We start from the raw sequence: 15620 nt of genomic DNA, 5'->3' as shown, positions 1-15620 counted from the left end.
ATTGATAACGATATTCAAAATCGTATAGTGGCAATGTGAACACCTCAGCTGCCAGCGCGTCGTCCGAGTTCGCTCGCCTCCGGGGCGTCCGCGTCGAGTTCTCCGGCCACACGGCACTCGCAGGCGTCGATCTGGACCTGCTACCCGGTCGGCTCACGGCCATCGCAGGGCCGAACGGTGCCGGCAAGTCCACGTTGCTCGAGGTGGTCGCCGGCACCCGGCCACTGACGGGCGGGACCCGAAGCGCAACTCGCGCAATTGCATTCGTTCCGCAGCGCGCTGCTGTGCCGGATCGGTTGCCGTTGACCGTATGGGACGTCGTGGCAGTGGGTGCGTGGGGACGCCTCGGCCGGTGGCGTCCGATGAACACCGAGGCTCGGGCATCGGTGCGCGACGCCCTCGAGCGCCTCGACATCGCGGATCTGACCGGCATGCCGTTCGCCGACCTGTCCGGAGGGCAGCGTCAGCGCACCCTACTGGCGCAGGGTGTGGCCCGCCGGGCCGATCTCCTGTTGCTCGACGAACCCACGACAGGTCTCGACGCCGCTAGTGGACAACGGATTCGAGCCGTCATGCGTGAGGAGACGATGCGCGGAGTTGCCGTTGCGTGTGTGTCTCACGATCCCGAGGTGTTGGCCGCGGCCGACCGAGTCGTGCGACTCGAGGACGGTCGAATCGTGTCCTGACGGATACGCGCGTCGGGTGCTCTCACCGCGCTGCCAACGCGGCTCGCAATCCCGCGCGGTCCAGTTTGCCCGGACCCCGCGTCGGCAGTGCGTCGACGAGGAACAGCTCCCGCGGTGCAGCGGTGGCATCGAGCGACTGCTCGACGTGAGAGCGCAACTCCGCCAACGTCACCGGCGCAGAGGCAACCACTGCTACCACCACCTTCTGGCCGAGGCGCTCATCCGGCAATCCGACGACAGCGCACTCCCGGACAGCGGGATGCGTTGCCAGCGTGGCTTCGACCACCTGCGGTACGACGGTCAAGCCGCCCGTCGAGATGGCCTCGTCGAGTCGACCGGTGATGCTCAGCACCCCGTCGATCATCGTGCCTGCGTCGTCCGTGCGGAACCATCCCGGCTCGGCGAATGCCGGATGGTCCGGTAACCCGCGATAGCCCGAGGCCAGAGTCCGCCCGCCCAGAACCACTCGTCCGTCGTCGATCCGAACGACTGTGCTGTGCAACGGAACTCCGTCGTACACACAGCCGCCCGCGGTTTCGCTCATGCCGTAGGTGCGTACCAATCGAACGCCCGCGGCAATAGCTCTCTCGCGCAACGGAATCGGCGTGGCAGCGCCGCCGAGCAACACGGCGTCCAGCGATGCCAGTGCAGCAGTGGCCTCGGGGTTCTCGAGTGCTTTGACCAACTGGCCGGGCACCAGGGAGGTGTAGCGCAGCGGACCCGACATCCGTCCCACGGCCTCGATCAAGGCGGCCGGGTCGAAGCCGGCAGATACGTCCATGATCACCGGCGACGTGCCGGCGAGCACGCTGCGCAGCAAGACTTGCATCCCGGCGATGTGGTGTGCGGGCAACGCCAGCAGCCATGAGCCGGGCCCGCCGAGTCGCTCCTCGGTTGCCGTCGCCGACGCGACCAGTGCGGACGCAGAAAGCATGGCACCCTTGGGAATTCCCGTCGTCCCCGACGTCGCGACGACCAATGCGACGTCGTCGTCGATGGGGGTTCCGGGGGCCAACGCGTCGTGCAGGCGACGGATCTCGCGTGGATCGTCGGCGGGGACGGGGAGGACGGCGGGGCCGTCGCCGGCCAGCAGACGGCTCAGCCGCGGCAGGATGTCTGCCGCGGCCGAGCCTGCTGGAATGGGAACGCTCTCGAGCACACTGGCGAGATTAGTCCTTGCGCCGGATCGTGAACGGGTCGGCCAGAGGCCAACCCCCGGCGGCGAGGTTCGCGCGCACCCGATTGACGTCCTCTTCTCGGGGCAGCTCGTTGGTGACCTTGGTGATGGTGACGGAAATTCCTGCCTTGTCGGCAGGTAGCTGGCCGTCGGCGATGAGGGCATCCATCACCGACTGCACTTCGTCGTCGGACAGTCGCCGATTCAGAAGGGCAAGGAGGGGAACGTAATCCGCTTCGGGTACCCCGTCGGGATACCCACCGCGGAGCCACTCGACGATCGAGTGGAGAAACGACGGGACCGGCATGGTCTTACAGGGCAGCCGGATCCGCGAGCGGCCAGCCACCGGCGGCCAGTCGTGCCGAGACACGGGAGATGTCCTCGGCCGTCGGCTCGGCGTCGATCTGGTCGCGGATGTACGTCGCGATCTCCTCGGTCGAAATGGCACCGTCGTCGAGTGCACCGTTGGCGGGAGAGACGAGTTCGAGAACGATCTCCTGCACCTGAGCGTCGGTGAGTGCGGCGCGGCGCAGAAGGGCGACGAGCGGGAATCGGTCCTTGGGCGGAACGCCCTCGGGGTATCCGGCTCGGAGCCATTCGAGCACCGAGGCCGGGAATGCGGTCTTGGTGGAGTCGGTCATGAGAGCTGTACCCCTTCTCGGGTGTGTCAGAAGACGGAGATGCCGAATGTGCTGTCGAGGAAGTTCTTCATGATGAAGAGAATTCCGGCCACGATCGCGACGACGACCACTGCGAAACAGAGGACGGCCGCGGCGGTGGCGACTGCGGGTCGGGCCACGCGTGTGGTGCCCGAGGCAGTGGCCTCGTCCGAGGGCTCACCGACCGAGAGTGCCTTGAGTCCGAAAGCGAAGATCGCGGGCAGTCCGGCACCGAGCAGCAGGCCGACGAGAACGACCTGCCAGAGCGAATCGAGTGTGTGCTTGAGGGTTTCCATGATGTTCAGACCTTCGCGGGGGAGTCGGTTTCGGCGGCGGCAGGAACGAGTCCGCCGTCCCATTCGGCGTTCACGTTGTCCGGATCGACGGGTTCGCGGCGCGAGCGGATGTACATGACGGTGGCCAGGCCGACGAGGATGGCGAAGACCACGAGAATGCCGGGCAGACCGCCGATCGTGTGGGCGAGCAGCCAGCATGCGGCGCCGACCACACCGGCGAGCGGCAAGGTGATGACCCAGGCGACGGCCATGCGTCCTGCGACGTTCCAGCGCACGGCGGCACCGGGCTTGCCGAGTCCCGATCCGAGGATCGAGCCGGTCGCGACCTGCGTGGTCGAGAGCGGGAGGCCGAGGTGGCTCGACGTCAGAATGATTGCCGCAGAAGAGGACTCGGCTGCCATGCCCTGCGGGGATGCGATCTCGACGAGGCCCTTACCGAGGGTGCGGATGACGCGCCAGCCGCCGAGGTAGGTGCCCAACGCGATGGCGAGGGCGCACGTGACCTTGACCCACAGGGGCATCTCGGCGTCCGGCGAGACGGTCCCGTAGGCGACGAGCGCCAGGAAGATCACGCCCATCGTCTTCTGGGCGTCGTTGGTGCCGTGGGCGAGCGAGACGAGTGAGGCCGAACCGATCTGGCCCCACCGGAATCCGCGCTCCTTGGACTTCTCGGGAACTGCGTTGGTGATGCGGTAGATGATCCAGGTGCCGACGGTGGCGACGAGGCCGGCGACGATGGGGGCCAGCACGGCGGGCAACACGATCTTGCTCCACACCCCGTCCCACACGACGCCGCTGGTTCCCAGGCCCGCCATGGTGGCACCGATGAGGCCGCCGAACAGTGCGTGCGAGCTGCTCGACGGGATGCCGAGCAGCCAGGTGGCGAGGTTCCACAGGATGCCGCCGACGAGGCCGGCGAAGATGATGGTCAGCAGGGCCTGGCCGCCGGTGTCGCCGAGATTGACGATCCCCTTCGCGACGGTGGCTGCGACCTCTACGGACAGGAAGGCGCCGACCAGGTTGAGGACGGCAGACAGGGTGACCGCGACCTTGGGCTTCAATGCCCCCGTTGCGATCGACGTCGCCATGGCGTTGGCGGTGTCGTGGAAACCGTTGGTGAAGTCGAAGGCCAGGGCCGTCACGACCACCACGAGAAGTACGAGAAATTCAGCGCTCACGGTGGAAAGTGTGGGACACGAACGGCCATTCGCGGAAATTTCTTGCGAAGTGTTCTTCTCGGGTGCCGCGAAGTCGTCTCCAGTTCACCTTCAGTTCACCTTTTTGCCTTATATGTCCACTTCGTCTGTGGCGTAGCGCACGGCGGTGGTCTCCTCCGGTCGAAGCATTGTGGAACAGTGGACGACGTGAAGGGATCGGGTATGGATGATGCGGTGTCGGCCGCCCTGTCGTACTTCGATTCCGTCGATCCGGCTCTTGCCGCCGACGCCCGGCTCGGGTGGGACGGACTGGCCGCGGTGTCGCCGCCTGCGGGACCGACACAGCATTCCGTACAGACGTTTCTGTGGATCTATCTGCGCCACGCGGCCGAGGGCCCCGATCGGGCCGTCGACATCGCCCGAGCGCTCGGGGATCTGCTCGAGCGGCTGGGACGCGTCGCGTATGCGGAGATCGCGCGCAGCGGCGTGACGGACGAGCTCGTACGTGCCACCGACGATGCGATCTGGCTGCAGCAGTACCGCGCCGCCACCGAGCAATCCGGTATCGGAGCAGTCGACACCGAGTTGGTGACGTGGCAGGACGCTCCGACCGGGGTCGAGCGGGCCATCGTCGAAAAGATCGGTGAGACACTCGAAGTGGCGACCATCGCCGGTGAGTTCGAGCCGTCGAAGCCCGGTGGCAGGCCGCTGGGAGTCACCGCACGGGCGACGCGTCGCCGCGGCGTGACCGACGCGGTGCTGACCTCGGATCTGGGCAAGAACGACACCGACGACGTTCTGCTCGAACAACTTCTCGACCACCGCATCGAATTGTGGAGCAGTTACAGCGCTCCACGCGCCGAGCTCTACCTGGGCTTGCGCGAGGCGCTGCACGAGGCGGTCGAGCCGGTGTACGGGTGCGTGCGCAGACTCGAGAGCTTCATCGGGTGCATCGGCGACGGCGTGGCGCTGACCGATGCCGGGTATCTGCCGGACGATCTGGTGGCGCGGATCGCTCGCACCGTCTTTCCGGTAGCCGAGCGGCCGCAGTTCGTCGGACGCGAACTCGATACCGACAAGGTTCTCGCTCTCCGGCGCCTGGTGATGCGACTTCGGTTGATGCGTCGATCCGCAGGCAGGCTGGTTCCGACGACGCGCACCCGGCAGCTGAGCTCGGACGGATTGTGGCGCGTGCTCACCGGGGGAATCGTCGGCAGCGACTACCACCCCGACTCGATCGCGGCGGAGGTTCTCCTGGCCCGGATGATCCTGGGCAACGACATCGCCGACGCGCAGGCGACGGCCGACGATTCGGCTCGACTGTTGCGTGCGGAGGGATGGACCCATGCGGGGGAGGAGCCGGAGTCGGAGCACGCCGAGACTCTGGCGGACACGTTGATCGCAGAACTCGACGCTCTCGGAGCGTTCCGCTCGGCCGACAACCGCGTCGCAACCGACGAAGGCGCACGGGTGGCTGCGGCTGTGTTGCGTCATCGGCTCCTGCACACACGCTTCCCGGCATTGTGACGAGCTCGAGATGGGGTTTGCCTGCGGTCTGCCGTTCGTGCACGGTTAAACTCGGTTCCACCCGGGTCGAGAGCGTGCCCGGATGTCGGCTGCGAGGAGATGCTGGTGGACGGTGAGGTGCACGACACCGCACGCTCCCAGTCCCGGCGGCAGAGCGACTCGGCTCGCCGCTACCTCGATCTGGAAGCAACCACACCCGCGTTGCGCTCCACTGTCGAATTCGCGGCACGCAGTGTCGGATTCGCTATCGCCCAGCTGAACGTGTTGGACGAGGACACCCAGTACACATTGGTCAACATCGGCGGTCCACCGATGTCCACCGTGGTGCGGGCCGACACCCTGTGCGACGACGTGGTGCGCACGGGAGTGCCTGCGGTCGTCGCCCACGGCCGGGTCGATGCCACCACCCGGCAACGCGCGCTGCTCGACGAGAACGGCATCGAGTCCTATGCCTCGGTTCCGCTTCGCGGACGAGAAGGTCTGGTGATCGGCACTCTGTGCTTGCTCGACCGCACCTCGAGGCCCCTCTCCAACGACCAGATGCAGGAGCTCGAACAGTTCGCGTCCGTCCTCGAAGAGCAGCTCGATCTGCATCGGCGGGTCGGCTCGGGATCCACCCGACTCGGCAGCGACAACGACATCGCCGACTCCCTCGCCGACGGTCACATCGTCCCGTGGTTCCAGTCGATCGTGGACCTACGGACAGAGGAGATAGTCGGCTTCGAGGCATTGGCGCGCTGGCACCATCCCACTCGGGGTCTGGTGGTGCCCGCGGACTTCGTGCCGTTCGCCGAGGCGAGTGAACTGATCATCGACGTGGATCTGAGCGTGCTCGCGCAGGCAGCCGCGGAGATGAAGAAGTGGCACGTACACCGACCGGACCTGCGGCTGACCGTCAACATTTCCGGACGTCATCTGGCGCATCCGGACGGCGTCGGCCAACTCGAACGCGCGATCGCGTCGACCGAGGTGTCCCCGAAATCCATTTCGCTCGAACTCACCGAGACCTCGTCGGTGACGCCAGGGCCGTTGCTGCGCAAGCACATCGACGACGTGCACCGGCTGGGTTTCCGCGTCCTGCTCGACGACTTCGGCTCCGGCTGGTCGTCTCTCGAACGCTTGGTGACGTTGCAACCGGACGGCATCAAGATCGACGGACATCTGACGCGGTTCATCGACACCGTGGCCGGTCGGGCGATGATCAAGTCGTTGGCCTCGGTCGCCAAGGATTTGGAGCTGACGATGATCGTCGAGGGGATCGAAAGTCGAGCTCAGGCCGACGCCGCTCTCGATCTCGGATGCACTCTGGCGCAGGGATATCTGTGGTCGAGGCCGCAATCGGCGTCGGCGGTACTGCGAACCGTCTCGGGTGGCTAGCGAGTATCCCGGCGGAGTGGGTGGTCCTGCGGAATCTGCACCAGCACGATGGGGATTCCGTCGGGATCCTCGATCCACATCTCGATGAGCCCCCAGGGTTCGGTGGTCGCCTCCCGCACGATCGCAATGCCGGCCTGCTCCAATTCCGCTGTGGCAGAATCGATGTCGCGAACCTGCAGCCACAGTGCCCCGGAGAACGATCCCGGCTCCTCGGTGCCGCCGTGCGCTGCGATCTCGATCAGTCCTTGGCCTGCGAACAGCACCGTGCCGCCGGGATATTCACGGCACACCCCAAGGGACAGGCCGTCTCGATAGAACTCGAGGGTCTTCCGGTAGTCGACCGGGCGCAGGATGGTACGTGCAGCGAGGATGTCCACCTCGCATGGATATCACGCAACCGACCATCACTGCTGCAGGATGGTCACAGCGAGAGTGGAGCCTGCGGAACGACCCGGATCAATGGCATCGATCAGTGGCATCACAGCACCGTCGTGACGATCCGGTTTCCGCCGGCTGCTTTGGCCTCGTACATCATCGAGTCCGCCACCAGCATCGCCCGCGTCACGAGGTCGAGGTTCTGCTCCCACAGGGGTGAACTCGCGTGCAGGATGGCTGCCCCCACACTGACCGTCACGGCGACGCCGTCGTCGGGATCGCGCATGGCTCGTCGAACACCGTGGATCAACGCATCGATGTGCAGGCGCGACGTCGAGACCACGGCGAGGTATTCCTCGCCGCCGGTGCGCGCGATCACGCCGTATCTACCCATGTGTACGCCCAGACGCTCGGCGACGCGAACGATGACGGCGTCTCCCTCCTCGTGCCCGTAGTCGTCGTTGACGGCTTTGAAGCGATCGATGTCCACCACCACGACGGCCGAGCAGCGATCCTCCTCGCGGCCGAGCAACCAGACATCGTGGATCACCGATTCGAGTCCGCGCCGATTCAGCAACCCGGTGAGCGGGTCGAGCAACGAACTACGGGCGTCGTCGGTCAACACGGTGACCAACAGATGCGAGGTGAGCGGCACCCCGGCGATCGCGAGCAACACCACGTCGGTCCGGAAGATCAGTGACGCGACGTCCACGTCGCCGGTGCGGTATGTCGCCGCCGCGGCAGCGACGGTGCACGCCACCGAGAAGATCAGGTGAGCCACCAGCCACCGTGGGCTGACGAAGAACGTGCAGAAGGTGCCGATGACGGCGAACAGCGCGCACGTCAGGATCGCGTCGGCGATCGGGTTGACGAGGATCGACGACGCGGTGCCCAGATCGGCGAACACCGCGAATGCCACCACCCCGAGGCGACCCGGGAACGGCTTGGCGATCCACGCGGCCGCGACCGCCACCGCCATGACGACCAGGAATGCCTTCCAGCCGATTGCCGCGGCGTTCCGCGTGGCACCGTCGGAGAAGAGGGCCACCACCGCCAGAGCGCCGTAGTTCAGCGTCAGGATCGCCATCACCCATCGGATGAGTTTTCCGGTGGGCCGCGAGTTCTGGAAGTCCGCCATCCAGCGGTAGTCGTACGGCTGCGTGAACCAGGCCCACAGAGCACCCGCGGCAGTACCGCGATCGCGGTGATGCGAGTTCGGGGTCACGAAGCGTCAGAAATATCGAGGAAACGGCGACCAGTCGGGCTCGCGCTTCTCCAGGAACGCATCGCGTCCCTCGACGGCCTCGTCGGTCATGTACGCCAGCCGGGTGGCTTCACCGGCGAACAACTGCTGGCCGACGAGACCGTCGTCCTGCAGGTTGAAGGCGTACTTGAGCATCCGCTGTGCCTGCGGCGACTTGGCGTTGATCTTCGCGGCCCACTCGATGGCGGTGTTCTCGAGTTCGGCGTGATCGACCACCTTGTTCACCGCGCCCATGCGGTGCATTTCCTCGGCCGAGTACGTCTCGCCGAGGAAGAAGATCTCTCGGGCGAATTTCTGCCCGACCATCTTGGCCAGGTACGCACTGCCGTAACCACCGTCGAAGCTGCCCACGTCGGCGTCGGTCTGCTTGAAGCGAGCGTGTTCGCGGCTCGCGAGCGTCAGATCGCACACCACGTGCAAGCTGTGCCCGCCACCCGCTGCCCACCCGTTGACGAGGCAGATGACGACCTTGGGCATGAAGCGAATCAGCCGCTGCACTTCGAGAATGTGCAGACGGCCCGCGCGCGCCTTGTCGACCGTCTCGGACGTTTCACCGTCCGCATACTGGTAGCCGCTTCGTCCGCGAATGCGCTGATCGCCGCCGGAACAGAACGCCCAGCCGCCGTCTTTGCTGCTCGGCCCGTTGCCGGTGAGCAGCACGGTTCCCACGTCCGAACTCACGCGTGCGTGTTCGAGCGCGCGGTAGAGCTCGTCGACGGTGTGCGGCCGAAAAGCGTTGCGAATCTCGGGACGATCGAACGCCACCCGCACGGTCGCGTCGGACACGTGGCGGTGATAGGTGATGTCAGTCAGATCTTCGAAGCCGGGAACGGGACGCCACAGTGCGGGAGTGAAGGTCACGTGGGCCAGCTTAACGGTGGCGAGGGCTGAATCCGCTGCGGCCGGGCGATGCAGCTAGCGTGCAGGTCATGACCGATCCGATGCAGCTCGACCGCAGTTCCGACCCCGATTACGACCACCACGGCGGCTTCCCGCGTTTCGTTCCGGCGAAGGTGGGGCCGGAATACGGACAGTTGCTCGAGGCATTGCGCACGGTCCAGGATCTCGCGGTGTCCACGTCGTTGCCCGCAGACGTCACCGAGGCAGCCGCGAGCAAGACTCGAGAATTGATCGAGTTGTTGGAGCCGCACGTGGTCGCCGAAGGCAAGCAGACCGCGGGGCGGGTACCTGCTCTGCCGGGCCGTGGTTCGCTGCTGCTGCCGCCGTGGATCATCGAGAAATTCGCAGCCGACGGCGTCCGTAGCCGTGGCATGTTCCGTCGCTTCCACCTCGGTGGCAACGCCGCCGCGCACGGCGGCACCCTTCCGCTGCTGTTCGACGACCTCTTCGGCCTGATCCAACATGCGTACGGTCGGCCCATCAGCCGGACCGCATATCTCCACATCAACTACCGCAAGGTGACCCCACTGAACACCGAGTTGGTCGTCGAGGGTGCCGTGGACAAGGTGGAGGGTCGTAAGACGTTCATCAGCGCGAGGCTGACGGATCTGGACGGCAACCTGCTCGCCGACTGCGAGGCATTGATGGTGCAGTTGCTCCCGGGGCAGCAATGATTCCCCCGATCGACGATCTGCTCGACGGTGCGCACGTGCTCTCGATGCCGATGCGGACGAAGTTCCGTGGGATCACCACCCGTGAGGTGATGTTGATTCGTGGTCCCGGTGGGTGGGGTGAATTCTCTCCGTTCCCCGAGTACGACGACGTCGAGTCCGCCCCGTGGTTGGCGTCGGCGATCGAGGCCGCGTGGGAGGGCCCACCGAATGCGGTGCGTCGACGCATCGCGGTCAACGCGACCGTGCCCGCGGTCGACGCCTCCGATGTGGCGGGCGTGCTGAGCCGCTCACCCGGGGCCGAAACGGCGAAGGTGAAAGTGGCCGAGAAGGGGCAGAGCCTGGCCGACGACGTGGCTCGCGTTCGTGCGGTGCGCGAGCTGGTGCCGCGAGTGCGGATCGACGCCAACGGGGGCTGGACCGTCGACGAGGCAGTCACTGCGTTGGCTGCTCTCACTGCGGACGGGCCACTCGAATACGCGGAGCAGCCGTGCGCCACGGTTGCCGAGCTCGTCGAGCTGCGCCGCCGGGCTCCGGGAGTACGGGTGGCCGCGGACGAGAGCATCCGTCGGGCCGAGGACCCGATGAAGGTCGTGCGGGCCGGCGGCGCGGACATCGCGGTACTCAAGGTCGCTCCGCTCGGCGGCATGCGCGCACTGCTCGAACTGGCCGGCGAACTGGGGGAGTACGGCGTGCCGGTGGTCGTGTCGAGTGCACTCGATTCGGCTGTGGGCATCGCCTCCGGGCTCGCCGCTGCCGCCGCGCTGCCGCATCTCGAATTCGCCTGCGGACTGGGGACGGGCAGCCTGTTCGTTCGCGACGTCGCACCGGCACCCGAGGTGGTCGACGGAACGTATCCGGTCCAGAGCGTCGAGCCGGATCCGCACGCGTTGATCGAACTCGGTGCCGACGCCGAGCGCACCCAGTGGTGGATCGAGCGAGTGCGACGCTGCCACGCACTGCTGCGGTAGTGTTGCGCCCGGTCCGCGTGGGGCCGCCGACACATCTGGGAGGAAGTTCGAAGTGGTTGCTGCACTGAAGGATTCGCTGCTCGACGAGTCGAAGGCCGACGCTCTGCGCGTCGACGTATTGGCATTGATCGACGCCGAGGTAGCCGACAAGAAGGGCGCGAGTGGCCTCGCGGTCAAGGGGGGCTACGGCGCAGTGAAGAAGGTCGGTCCGTCCTACATCGACAATGCGGTCTCGGCTCTGTGGCCCGATTTCGTCGACAAGCTCGATCCGTTCTGGCAGTCGTACAACGCTGCCCCGCAGGGCACGTTCGGTGAGTATCTCGCCGCCAACGGAGATGCCGCGTCCGACGCTCTGCTCTCGGTCACCGATGCGCGCATCGAGGAGACGGACAAGTCCGTCGTCAAGAAGTTCTACGGCAGCCTGCGTGGCTCGGCGAAGAAGAACGTCACCGAGGCACTGCCGCGCGTCGGCGATCTGGTCGCCAAGCACGCCTGAGCGGCTTCGCCGCATGTGAGTGGAAACTCGTAGCAGGCTACGAGGTGGGAGTGGAGCCCGCGGAACGACCCGAGGGCTCCACACTCACATGCGCGTAGCGCTCAAACGCTCCCAATCGGCCTCGGTTTGGTCGGCGTAGAGCCGCGCGAAGCGGCACAGTGCGACGTCGAGTTCATCGGAATCGCCCGTGTATCCCGAGATCATCGACGCGCCGCTGGTGCGAGCGTGTCCCTTCGCGAGCAGTCGCCCCACCACCCGCGCATAGTCCACCAGCGCGGGTGCATCGATCGACGAGAGATCGATCGTCCCCTTCATGTTGCGGAACTGCCGCACGTAGTACTGCCGTCCGGCGATCGTGCACCACCCCAGCAGTGGATCGCTGACCGTCTGCAGATCCTGCTGGTACTCCACCACGCGTTGTCCCTGATGGTCGTGCCAGGCCGATTCGCCGTGCACATACGGGGCGAGCACCGACCGTCTGGCCTGCTTGAGCTGCAGGAACACCACGTCGTCCGCGCTGGTGCCTTCGAGCAGTGCCACGTACGCCCGGAGCCCGACACTGCCGACTCCGACGACGCGATGCGCGACGTCGATCAACGTGTATCCCCCCAGTACCCGACGCCAATGCGGGGTGAGAGTGCCCAGGTATTCGTCCAGTCCGACGGCCAGCAACTCCTCGTCCTCGGCCGAGATTCGGGTGGTGATCGGCGGCTCCTCGACGATCCTGCGAGTGCCCTCGTGTTCCTCGGTGAATCGCGGCAGGACGCGGTCACTGGTGCGGCGACGCGCTTTCTTGGTGGCGCGTTTGATCTCCTTGCGCAACGATCCCGCGGTGGCGTCCCGTTGCAGTTTCTCGGCCGTCAGCCGTTGGAACGACCGCGACATCAGCGGTTCGTCGGCGAGGCGCGCGACCTCGATTCGATACGCGGACACGCAGGCGGCGACGGCATCGCGGCACCGATCCTCGCTGCGTCCGTTCTGTCGGCCGGCCACCCAGATGCTCGCGGCGAGGCGTCGTAGATCCCATTCCCAGGCACCCGGGTGCGCTTCGTCGAAGTCGTTGAGGTCGATGACGAGGTCGCGTTCGGGGGAGGCGTAGAACCCGAAGTTTCCGAGGTGGGCGTCGCCGCTGATCACCGGGTTGATGCCGGTGGACGGCAGCATCGCGACGTCACGGGCCATAACGATGGCCGTCCCGCGCAGGAAGCCGTACGGGGATTCGACCATGCGCTCGAGGCGCGTGGGTATGAGCCATTCGATCCGGCCCTGGTGCGAGTACTCGATCTGATGCACCGGGTCCGGGCGATCCGGCGGCGGTGTCCAGTCGCCCAGCGATGCGATCGGGACCTTGTCGCGCAGGCGTCGACCCAGCTCGTATCGTTCCGCTCGGGGGAGTGGCCGCGCACGCAACGATGCGTACGGCGCGCTGTCGACTGCAACCGAGTCGGTGACGACGGTATGACCTTTTCCGGAGCCGGGCATGTGAAGTCACACTAATCGAGGGCTACGGGGCTGCTTTACCGAACTTCCAGTATCCGGTGAAGCAGATCCGAGACTTGGGTACGGAACGCTCGTTCACCAGGTATCTACGTAGGCCCGTCGCCAGCCCCTGTTCCCCGGCCACGTAGACGAACGGATCGCCGTCCGGAAGCTCGGCTTTCTGCACCGCGGCCAACGCGGCCTCGCCCGGCTTGGCCAGGGTGTTGGGGCGCACGATCCATTCGATCTCGACGCCTGCGTGCACGTCCTGCTTCTGGATGTCGGCCTCGGTGGGCACTTCGACGAAGGCCTTGACCCGAACGTCGGCCGGCAACGACCGCAGAATGCCGAGAATCGCCGGGGCAGCACTCTCGTCGCCGACGAGCAACTGCCAGCTCGATTGTCCCTCGAACGTGTAGATGCGGCCTTCGTCGAAGATCGCGACGCGATCGCCTGGGACCGCCCTGGTAGCCCACGACGACGCCGGGCCACTGTGACCACCGGTTCCGCCGCCACCATCTACTTCGCCGTGCACCACGAAGTCCACATCCAGCTCCGGGCCGTCGCCGTACGTGCCCTCTCCCGCAGCGCGGTATCGGCTGACCGTGTAGTTGCGGACCGCCGGCTTGGTGTCTTTGGAGAACGTCAGATACTGGGCGTACCAGAGCATCGAGGTGGCGCTGGGGATGCGCGGCTCGTCCTGGCCCGGCTGCGGCAGGAACAGGCGAAACCAGTGGTCGTAGCCCATGTAGCGGAAGTTCGACAACGAATCGCCGCCGAGGGTCACCCGGATGAAGCTGGGGCTGATTCGGTCGCTCCCGAGCACGGTCAGGCGGTAGAACGCGGGGTTCTCCGGTTTGAGGTACTTACCCATGCCGCACAGGTTAGCCGACCCTAAGCTGCGATGGGGTGCGTCGCTCTCTCACTCGGGCCGACCGCGCCGGTAGCGCTGGACCACCTTGGCTCCGACGGGTACTGCGAACAGCATCATGAACACGCGGATCACCTGGGCGGCCACGACGAAGGTGACGTTCGCCCCGGTCGACGCGGCGATGGCCAGCACGGCGTACACCCCGCCGGGAGTGGTCGCGAGGTAGCCCTCGTAGCCGCTCGTCCCCGTCGCGGACGCCAGCCACAGGCCGAGCATCGCGCAGCAGACGGTGACGGCGATGATCAACATCAGCGATGCGGGCAGGACCCGCGAGATCGACTTCAAGCTGGCGACGGTGAACCGCAGTCCGGCCTGCCAGCCGATGACGATGTACGCCGCCCACAGCAGCAGCGTCGGGACGGACGCGTCGAACGAGACGCCGAGCACGTCGGCGAGCGTGGCGATCATCAGCGGGCCGAGCAGGGCGGGGGCGGGCAGCCGTATCGCCTTGGCCAGCATCACCCCGATGACGCCGCAGATCAGGACGAACGCAAGATCGATCCACAGCGCCTCGTGCACGTCGGCGGTGACCGACGATTGTCCGGGTTGGGCGTCGAACACCAGGGTTGCGACCAGCGGCAGCGTCGTGGTCACCAGCACGACGCGCAGGTATTGCACCACCGCGACCACGCGTTCGTCGCCGCCCAACTCCTGGGTGATCGCCACCAGTCCCGAGGCTCCGCCTGCGACCAGCGCCAAGGAGCCGGTCAGTGAATCGATGTCTTTACGAAGGCCCAACAGTGCGCCGGCCGCGATCGACAGCAACAGGGTGCCGATGCATGCCAGCAGTACCGGCAGCCAGGTATCGCCCAGCGAGCTCAGAGTGTCGCTCTGCACGAGCGTGCCGATCTCGACGCCGAGGATTGCCTGCGCCGCCATGCCGAGTCTGCGGGGGAGCGGCGCTCGCTCGGTTCCGGTCGTCGGAGCCCACCCGGCGAGCGCGAACACGATCGCCACCAACAGTGCAACGAACAACGCAGCCGACGGCACACCGAGTGCATCGGCCCCGACGGTCAGTGCGACCGTGACGAGAACCAGCAGCAGCCAGCGAATCAAGAAGGTCGCTCGATCTCGCGAACCTCGGGCGGCAGTCCCCACTCGGTACGGCCGAGTCGACTGAGCGGAGCGATGGTCTCGAACTCGGGCAGGCCGTCCTCGGCGAGAAATTCAGGTCGAACGGACACTGCGACGACGCTACCCATGACGACGAAGCAGTTTCCCACCTCGACGACGCGGTGCAGCGTGGCTTCGATGGCGATCGGGGCGGCAGCTACCCGCGGCGGCGTGACGATCGCACTGGGTTCGCTCTCGATGCCGACGGCCTCGAACTCGCTGACGCCGTGCTCGAAGCTCGCCGAGCTGCCGTTGACCTGATCGACCAACGGTGCCGTGGCCAGATTGACGACGAACTCGCCGGTGGCCTCGATGTTGCGCAGACTGTCTTTGCGGGTCACGGACGTGAACTGGACGACCGGCGGTTCCACGGACGAGACGGTGAAGAAGCTGTAGGGCGCGAGGTTCGCCACACCGTCGGCCGAGACCGTGGAGATCCAGGCGATGGGCCTGGGGACCACCGACGCGGTCAGTAGCTGGTAGAAGCGGCGGGAGGAGACCTCGTCGGGCCGGAAGACTGTACGCACGTCTCAATACTGTC

18 protein-coding genes are annotated in these 15620 nt (G+C 66.3%); 6 read left to right on the top strand and 12 right to left on the bottom strand.

The window, feature by feature from the left end:
• Nucleotides 1-35 precede the first annotated feature (35 nt).
• Entirely contained in the window at nucleotides 36-686 is a 651-nt protein-coding gene (aztA, locus tag CH266_RS08020; RefSeq protein ID WP_094715063.1) for a zinc ABC transporter ATP-binding protein AztA, read from the top strand.
• Between the two features lie 22 nt (nucleotides 687-708).
• Here aztA and menE read toward each other — a convergent pair whose 3' ends face one another.
• Genes menE through CH266_RS07995 form a run of 5 tightly spaced genes read right to left on the bottom strand, consistent with a single transcriptional unit; the run spans nucleotide 709 to nucleotide 3996 of the window.
• On the bottom strand, nucleotides 709-1845 hold the full coding sequence (menE, locus tag CH266_RS08015) for an o-succinylbenzoate--CoA ligase (protein WP_094715062.1): 1137 nt from the start codon (nucleotides 1843-1845) through the stop codon (nucleotides 709-711).
• A 10-nt stretch (nucleotides 1846-1855) separates the two neighbouring features.
• A complete protein-coding gene (locus CH266_RS08010) occupies nucleotides 1856-2170 on the bottom strand; it encodes a DUF3349 domain-containing protein (protein WP_032386215.1) in 315 nt (104 codons plus the stop codon).
• A gap of 4 nt (nucleotides 2171-2174) precedes the next feature.
• The gene (locus CH266_RS08005; RefSeq protein ID WP_032369750.1) at nucleotides 2175-2504 is read right to left on the bottom strand and encodes a DUF3349 domain-containing protein; all 330 of its coding nucleotides are present in this window, start codon (nucleotides 2502-2504) and stop codon (nucleotides 2175-2177) included.
• Nucleotides 2505-2530: 26 nt separating this feature from the next.
• Nucleotides 2531-2818 (bottom strand): hypothetical protein, encoded by a 288-nt coding sequence (locus CH266_RS08000; RefSeq protein WP_027498305.1) that lies wholly within the window; start codon nucleotides 2816-2818, stop codon nucleotides 2531-2533.
• A 5-nt stretch (nucleotides 2819-2823) separates the two neighbouring features.
• Complete coding sequence (locus CH266_RS07995) at nucleotides 2824-3996, bottom strand: inorganic phosphate transporter (RefSeq protein ID WP_027498304.1); 1173 nt, start codon at nucleotides 3994-3996, stop codon at nucleotides 2824-2826.
• Between the two features lie 177 nt (nucleotides 3997-4173).
• Here CH266_RS07995 and CH266_RS07990 point away from each other — a divergent pair, with 177 nt between their 5' ends.
• Nucleotides 4174-5502 carry a hypothetical protein gene (locus CH266_RS07990; RefSeq protein ID WP_255175867.1) on the top strand — a complete coding sequence of 443 codons (1329 nt, stop codon included), beginning with the start codon at nucleotides 4174-4176 and terminating at the stop codon, nucleotides 5500-5502.
• Between the two features lie 105 nt (nucleotides 5503-5607).
• A complete protein-coding gene (locus tag CH266_RS07985; RefSeq protein ID WP_027498302.1) occupies nucleotides 5608-6879 on the top strand; it encodes a sensor domain-containing phosphodiesterase in 1272 nt (423 codons plus the stop codon).
• Here the strand turns inward: CH266_RS07985 and CH266_RS07980 are convergent.
• The 3 genes from CH266_RS07980 to CH266_RS07970 all read right to left on the bottom strand — a co-directional run bounded on the left by CH266_RS07980 (nucleotide 6876) and on the right by CH266_RS07970 (nucleotide 9379).
• Nucleotides 6876-7256 carry a VOC family protein gene (locus CH266_RS07980; protein ID WP_094715061.1) on the bottom strand — a complete coding sequence of 127 codons (381 nt, stop codon included), beginning with the start codon at nucleotides 7254-7256 and terminating at the stop codon, nucleotides 6876-6878. The genes CH266_RS07985 and CH266_RS07980 overlap by 4 nt on opposite strands.
• 101 nt (nucleotides 7257-7357) lie before the next feature.
• Nucleotides 7358-8479 (bottom strand): GGDEF domain-containing protein, encoded by a 1122-nt coding sequence (locus CH266_RS07975; protein WP_255175866.1) that lies wholly within the window; start codon nucleotides 8477-8479, stop codon nucleotides 7358-7360.
• A gap of 6 nt (nucleotides 8480-8485) precedes the next feature.
• Nucleotides 8486-9379 (bottom strand): 1,4-dihydroxy-2-naphthoyl-CoA synthase, encoded by an 894-nt coding sequence (locus CH266_RS07970; protein WP_032390594.1) that lies wholly within the window; start codon nucleotides 9377-9379, stop codon nucleotides 8486-8488.
• Nucleotides 9380-9447: 68 nt separating this feature from the next.
• On the opposite strand from CH266_RS07970, the gene CH266_RS07965 reads away from it, so the two are divergent.
• From CH266_RS07965 to CH266_RS07955, 3 genes are read left to right on the top strand one after another with little or no spacing between them, the layout of a single operon-like run.
• A complete protein-coding gene (locus CH266_RS07965; protein WP_027498298.1) occupies nucleotides 9448-10092 on the top strand; it encodes a PaaI family thioesterase in 645 nt (214 codons plus the stop codon).
• Nucleotides 10089-11060, top strand: a complete 972-nt coding sequence (locus CH266_RS07960; RefSeq protein ID WP_032375579.1) for an o-succinylbenzoate synthase — start codon at nucleotides 10089-10091, stop codon at nucleotides 11058-11060. Before CH266_RS07965 ends, CH266_RS07960 begins: the two co-directional genes overlap by 4 nt.
• Before the next feature lie 52 nt (nucleotides 11061-11112).
• On the top strand, nucleotides 11113-11556 hold the full coding sequence (locus CH266_RS07955; RefSeq protein ID WP_027498296.1) for a DUF6918 family protein: 444 nt from the start codon (nucleotides 11113-11115) through the stop codon (nucleotides 11554-11556).
• An 84-nt stretch (nucleotides 11557-11640) separates the two neighbouring features.
• Here CH266_RS07955 and CH266_RS07950 read toward each other — a convergent pair whose 3' ends face one another.
• Genes CH266_RS07950 through CH266_RS07935 form a run of 4 tightly spaced genes read right to left on the bottom strand, consistent with a single transcriptional unit; the run spans nucleotide 11641 to nucleotide 15606 of the window.
• Nucleotides 11641-13038: a DUF2252 domain-containing protein gene (locus CH266_RS07950; protein ID WP_176457036.1), complete on the bottom strand. Its 1398-nt coding sequence runs from the start codon at nucleotides 13036-13038 to the stop codon at nucleotides 11641-11643.
• Nucleotides 13039-13060: 22 nt separating this feature from the next.
• Nucleotides 13061-13909, bottom strand: coding sequence for a siderophore-interacting protein (locus CH266_RS07945; protein WP_094715060.1), 849 nt, complete (start codon nucleotides 13907-13909; stop codon nucleotides 13061-13063).
• A 48-nt stretch (nucleotides 13910-13957) separates the two neighbouring features.
• Nucleotides 13958-15022: an AbrB family transcriptional regulator gene (locus CH266_RS07940; protein ID WP_032381386.1), complete on the bottom strand. Its 1065-nt coding sequence runs from the start codon at nucleotides 15020-15022 to the stop codon at nucleotides 13958-13960.
• Nucleotides 15019-15606 carry a flavin reductase family protein gene (locus CH266_RS07935; protein ID WP_032365245.1) on the bottom strand — a complete coding sequence of 196 codons (588 nt, stop codon included), beginning with the start codon at nucleotides 15604-15606 and terminating at the stop codon, nucleotides 15019-15021. The genes CH266_RS07940 and CH266_RS07935 overlap by 4 nt, the downstream gene beginning before the upstream one ends.
• Between the last annotated feature and the right edge of the window lie 14 nt (nucleotides 15607-15620).

Source organism: Rhodococcus sp. 06-1474-1B, from assembly GCF_002258885.1.
GTDB lineage: Bacteria > Actinomycetota > Actinomycetes > Mycobacteriales > Mycobacteriaceae > Rhodococcoides > Rhodococcoides fascians.
Note: the sequence above shows the minus strand (reverse complement) of the source record. Positions and strands in the feature narration are given on the sequence as shown.

What these genes read in the sequence shown, in the direction of transcription:
- CH266_RS08010 (WP_032386215.1), bottom strand. Translation starts at nt 2,170, where the DNA reads ATGCCGGTCCCGTCGTTTCTCCACTCGATCGTCGAGTGGCTCCGCGGT.
- CH266_RS08005 (WP_032369750.1), bottom strand. Translation starts at nt 2,504, where the DNA reads ATGACCGACTCCACCAAGACCGCATTCCCGGCCTCGGTGCTCGAATGG.
- CH266_RS08000 (WP_027498305.1), bottom strand. Translation starts at nt 2,818, where the DNA reads ATGGAAACCCTCAAGCACACACTCGATTCGCTCTGGCAGGTCGTTCTC.
- CH266_RS07965 (WP_027498298.1), top strand. Translation starts at nt 9,448, where the DNA reads ATGACCGATCCGATGCAGCTCGACCGCAGTTCCGACCCCGATTACGAC.
- CH266_RS07960 (WP_032375579.1), top strand. Translation starts at nt 10,089, where the DNA reads ATGATTCCCCCGATCGACGATCTGCTCGACGGTGCGCACGTGCTCTCG.
- CH266_RS07950 (WP_176457036.1), bottom strand. Translation starts at nt 13,038, where the DNA reads ATGCCCGGCTCCGGAAAAGGTCATACCGTCGTCACCGACTCGGTTGCA.
- CH266_RS07945 (WP_094715060.1), bottom strand. Translation starts at nt 13,909, where the DNA reads ATGGGTAAGTACCTCAAACCGGAGAACCCCGCGTTCTACCGCCTGACC.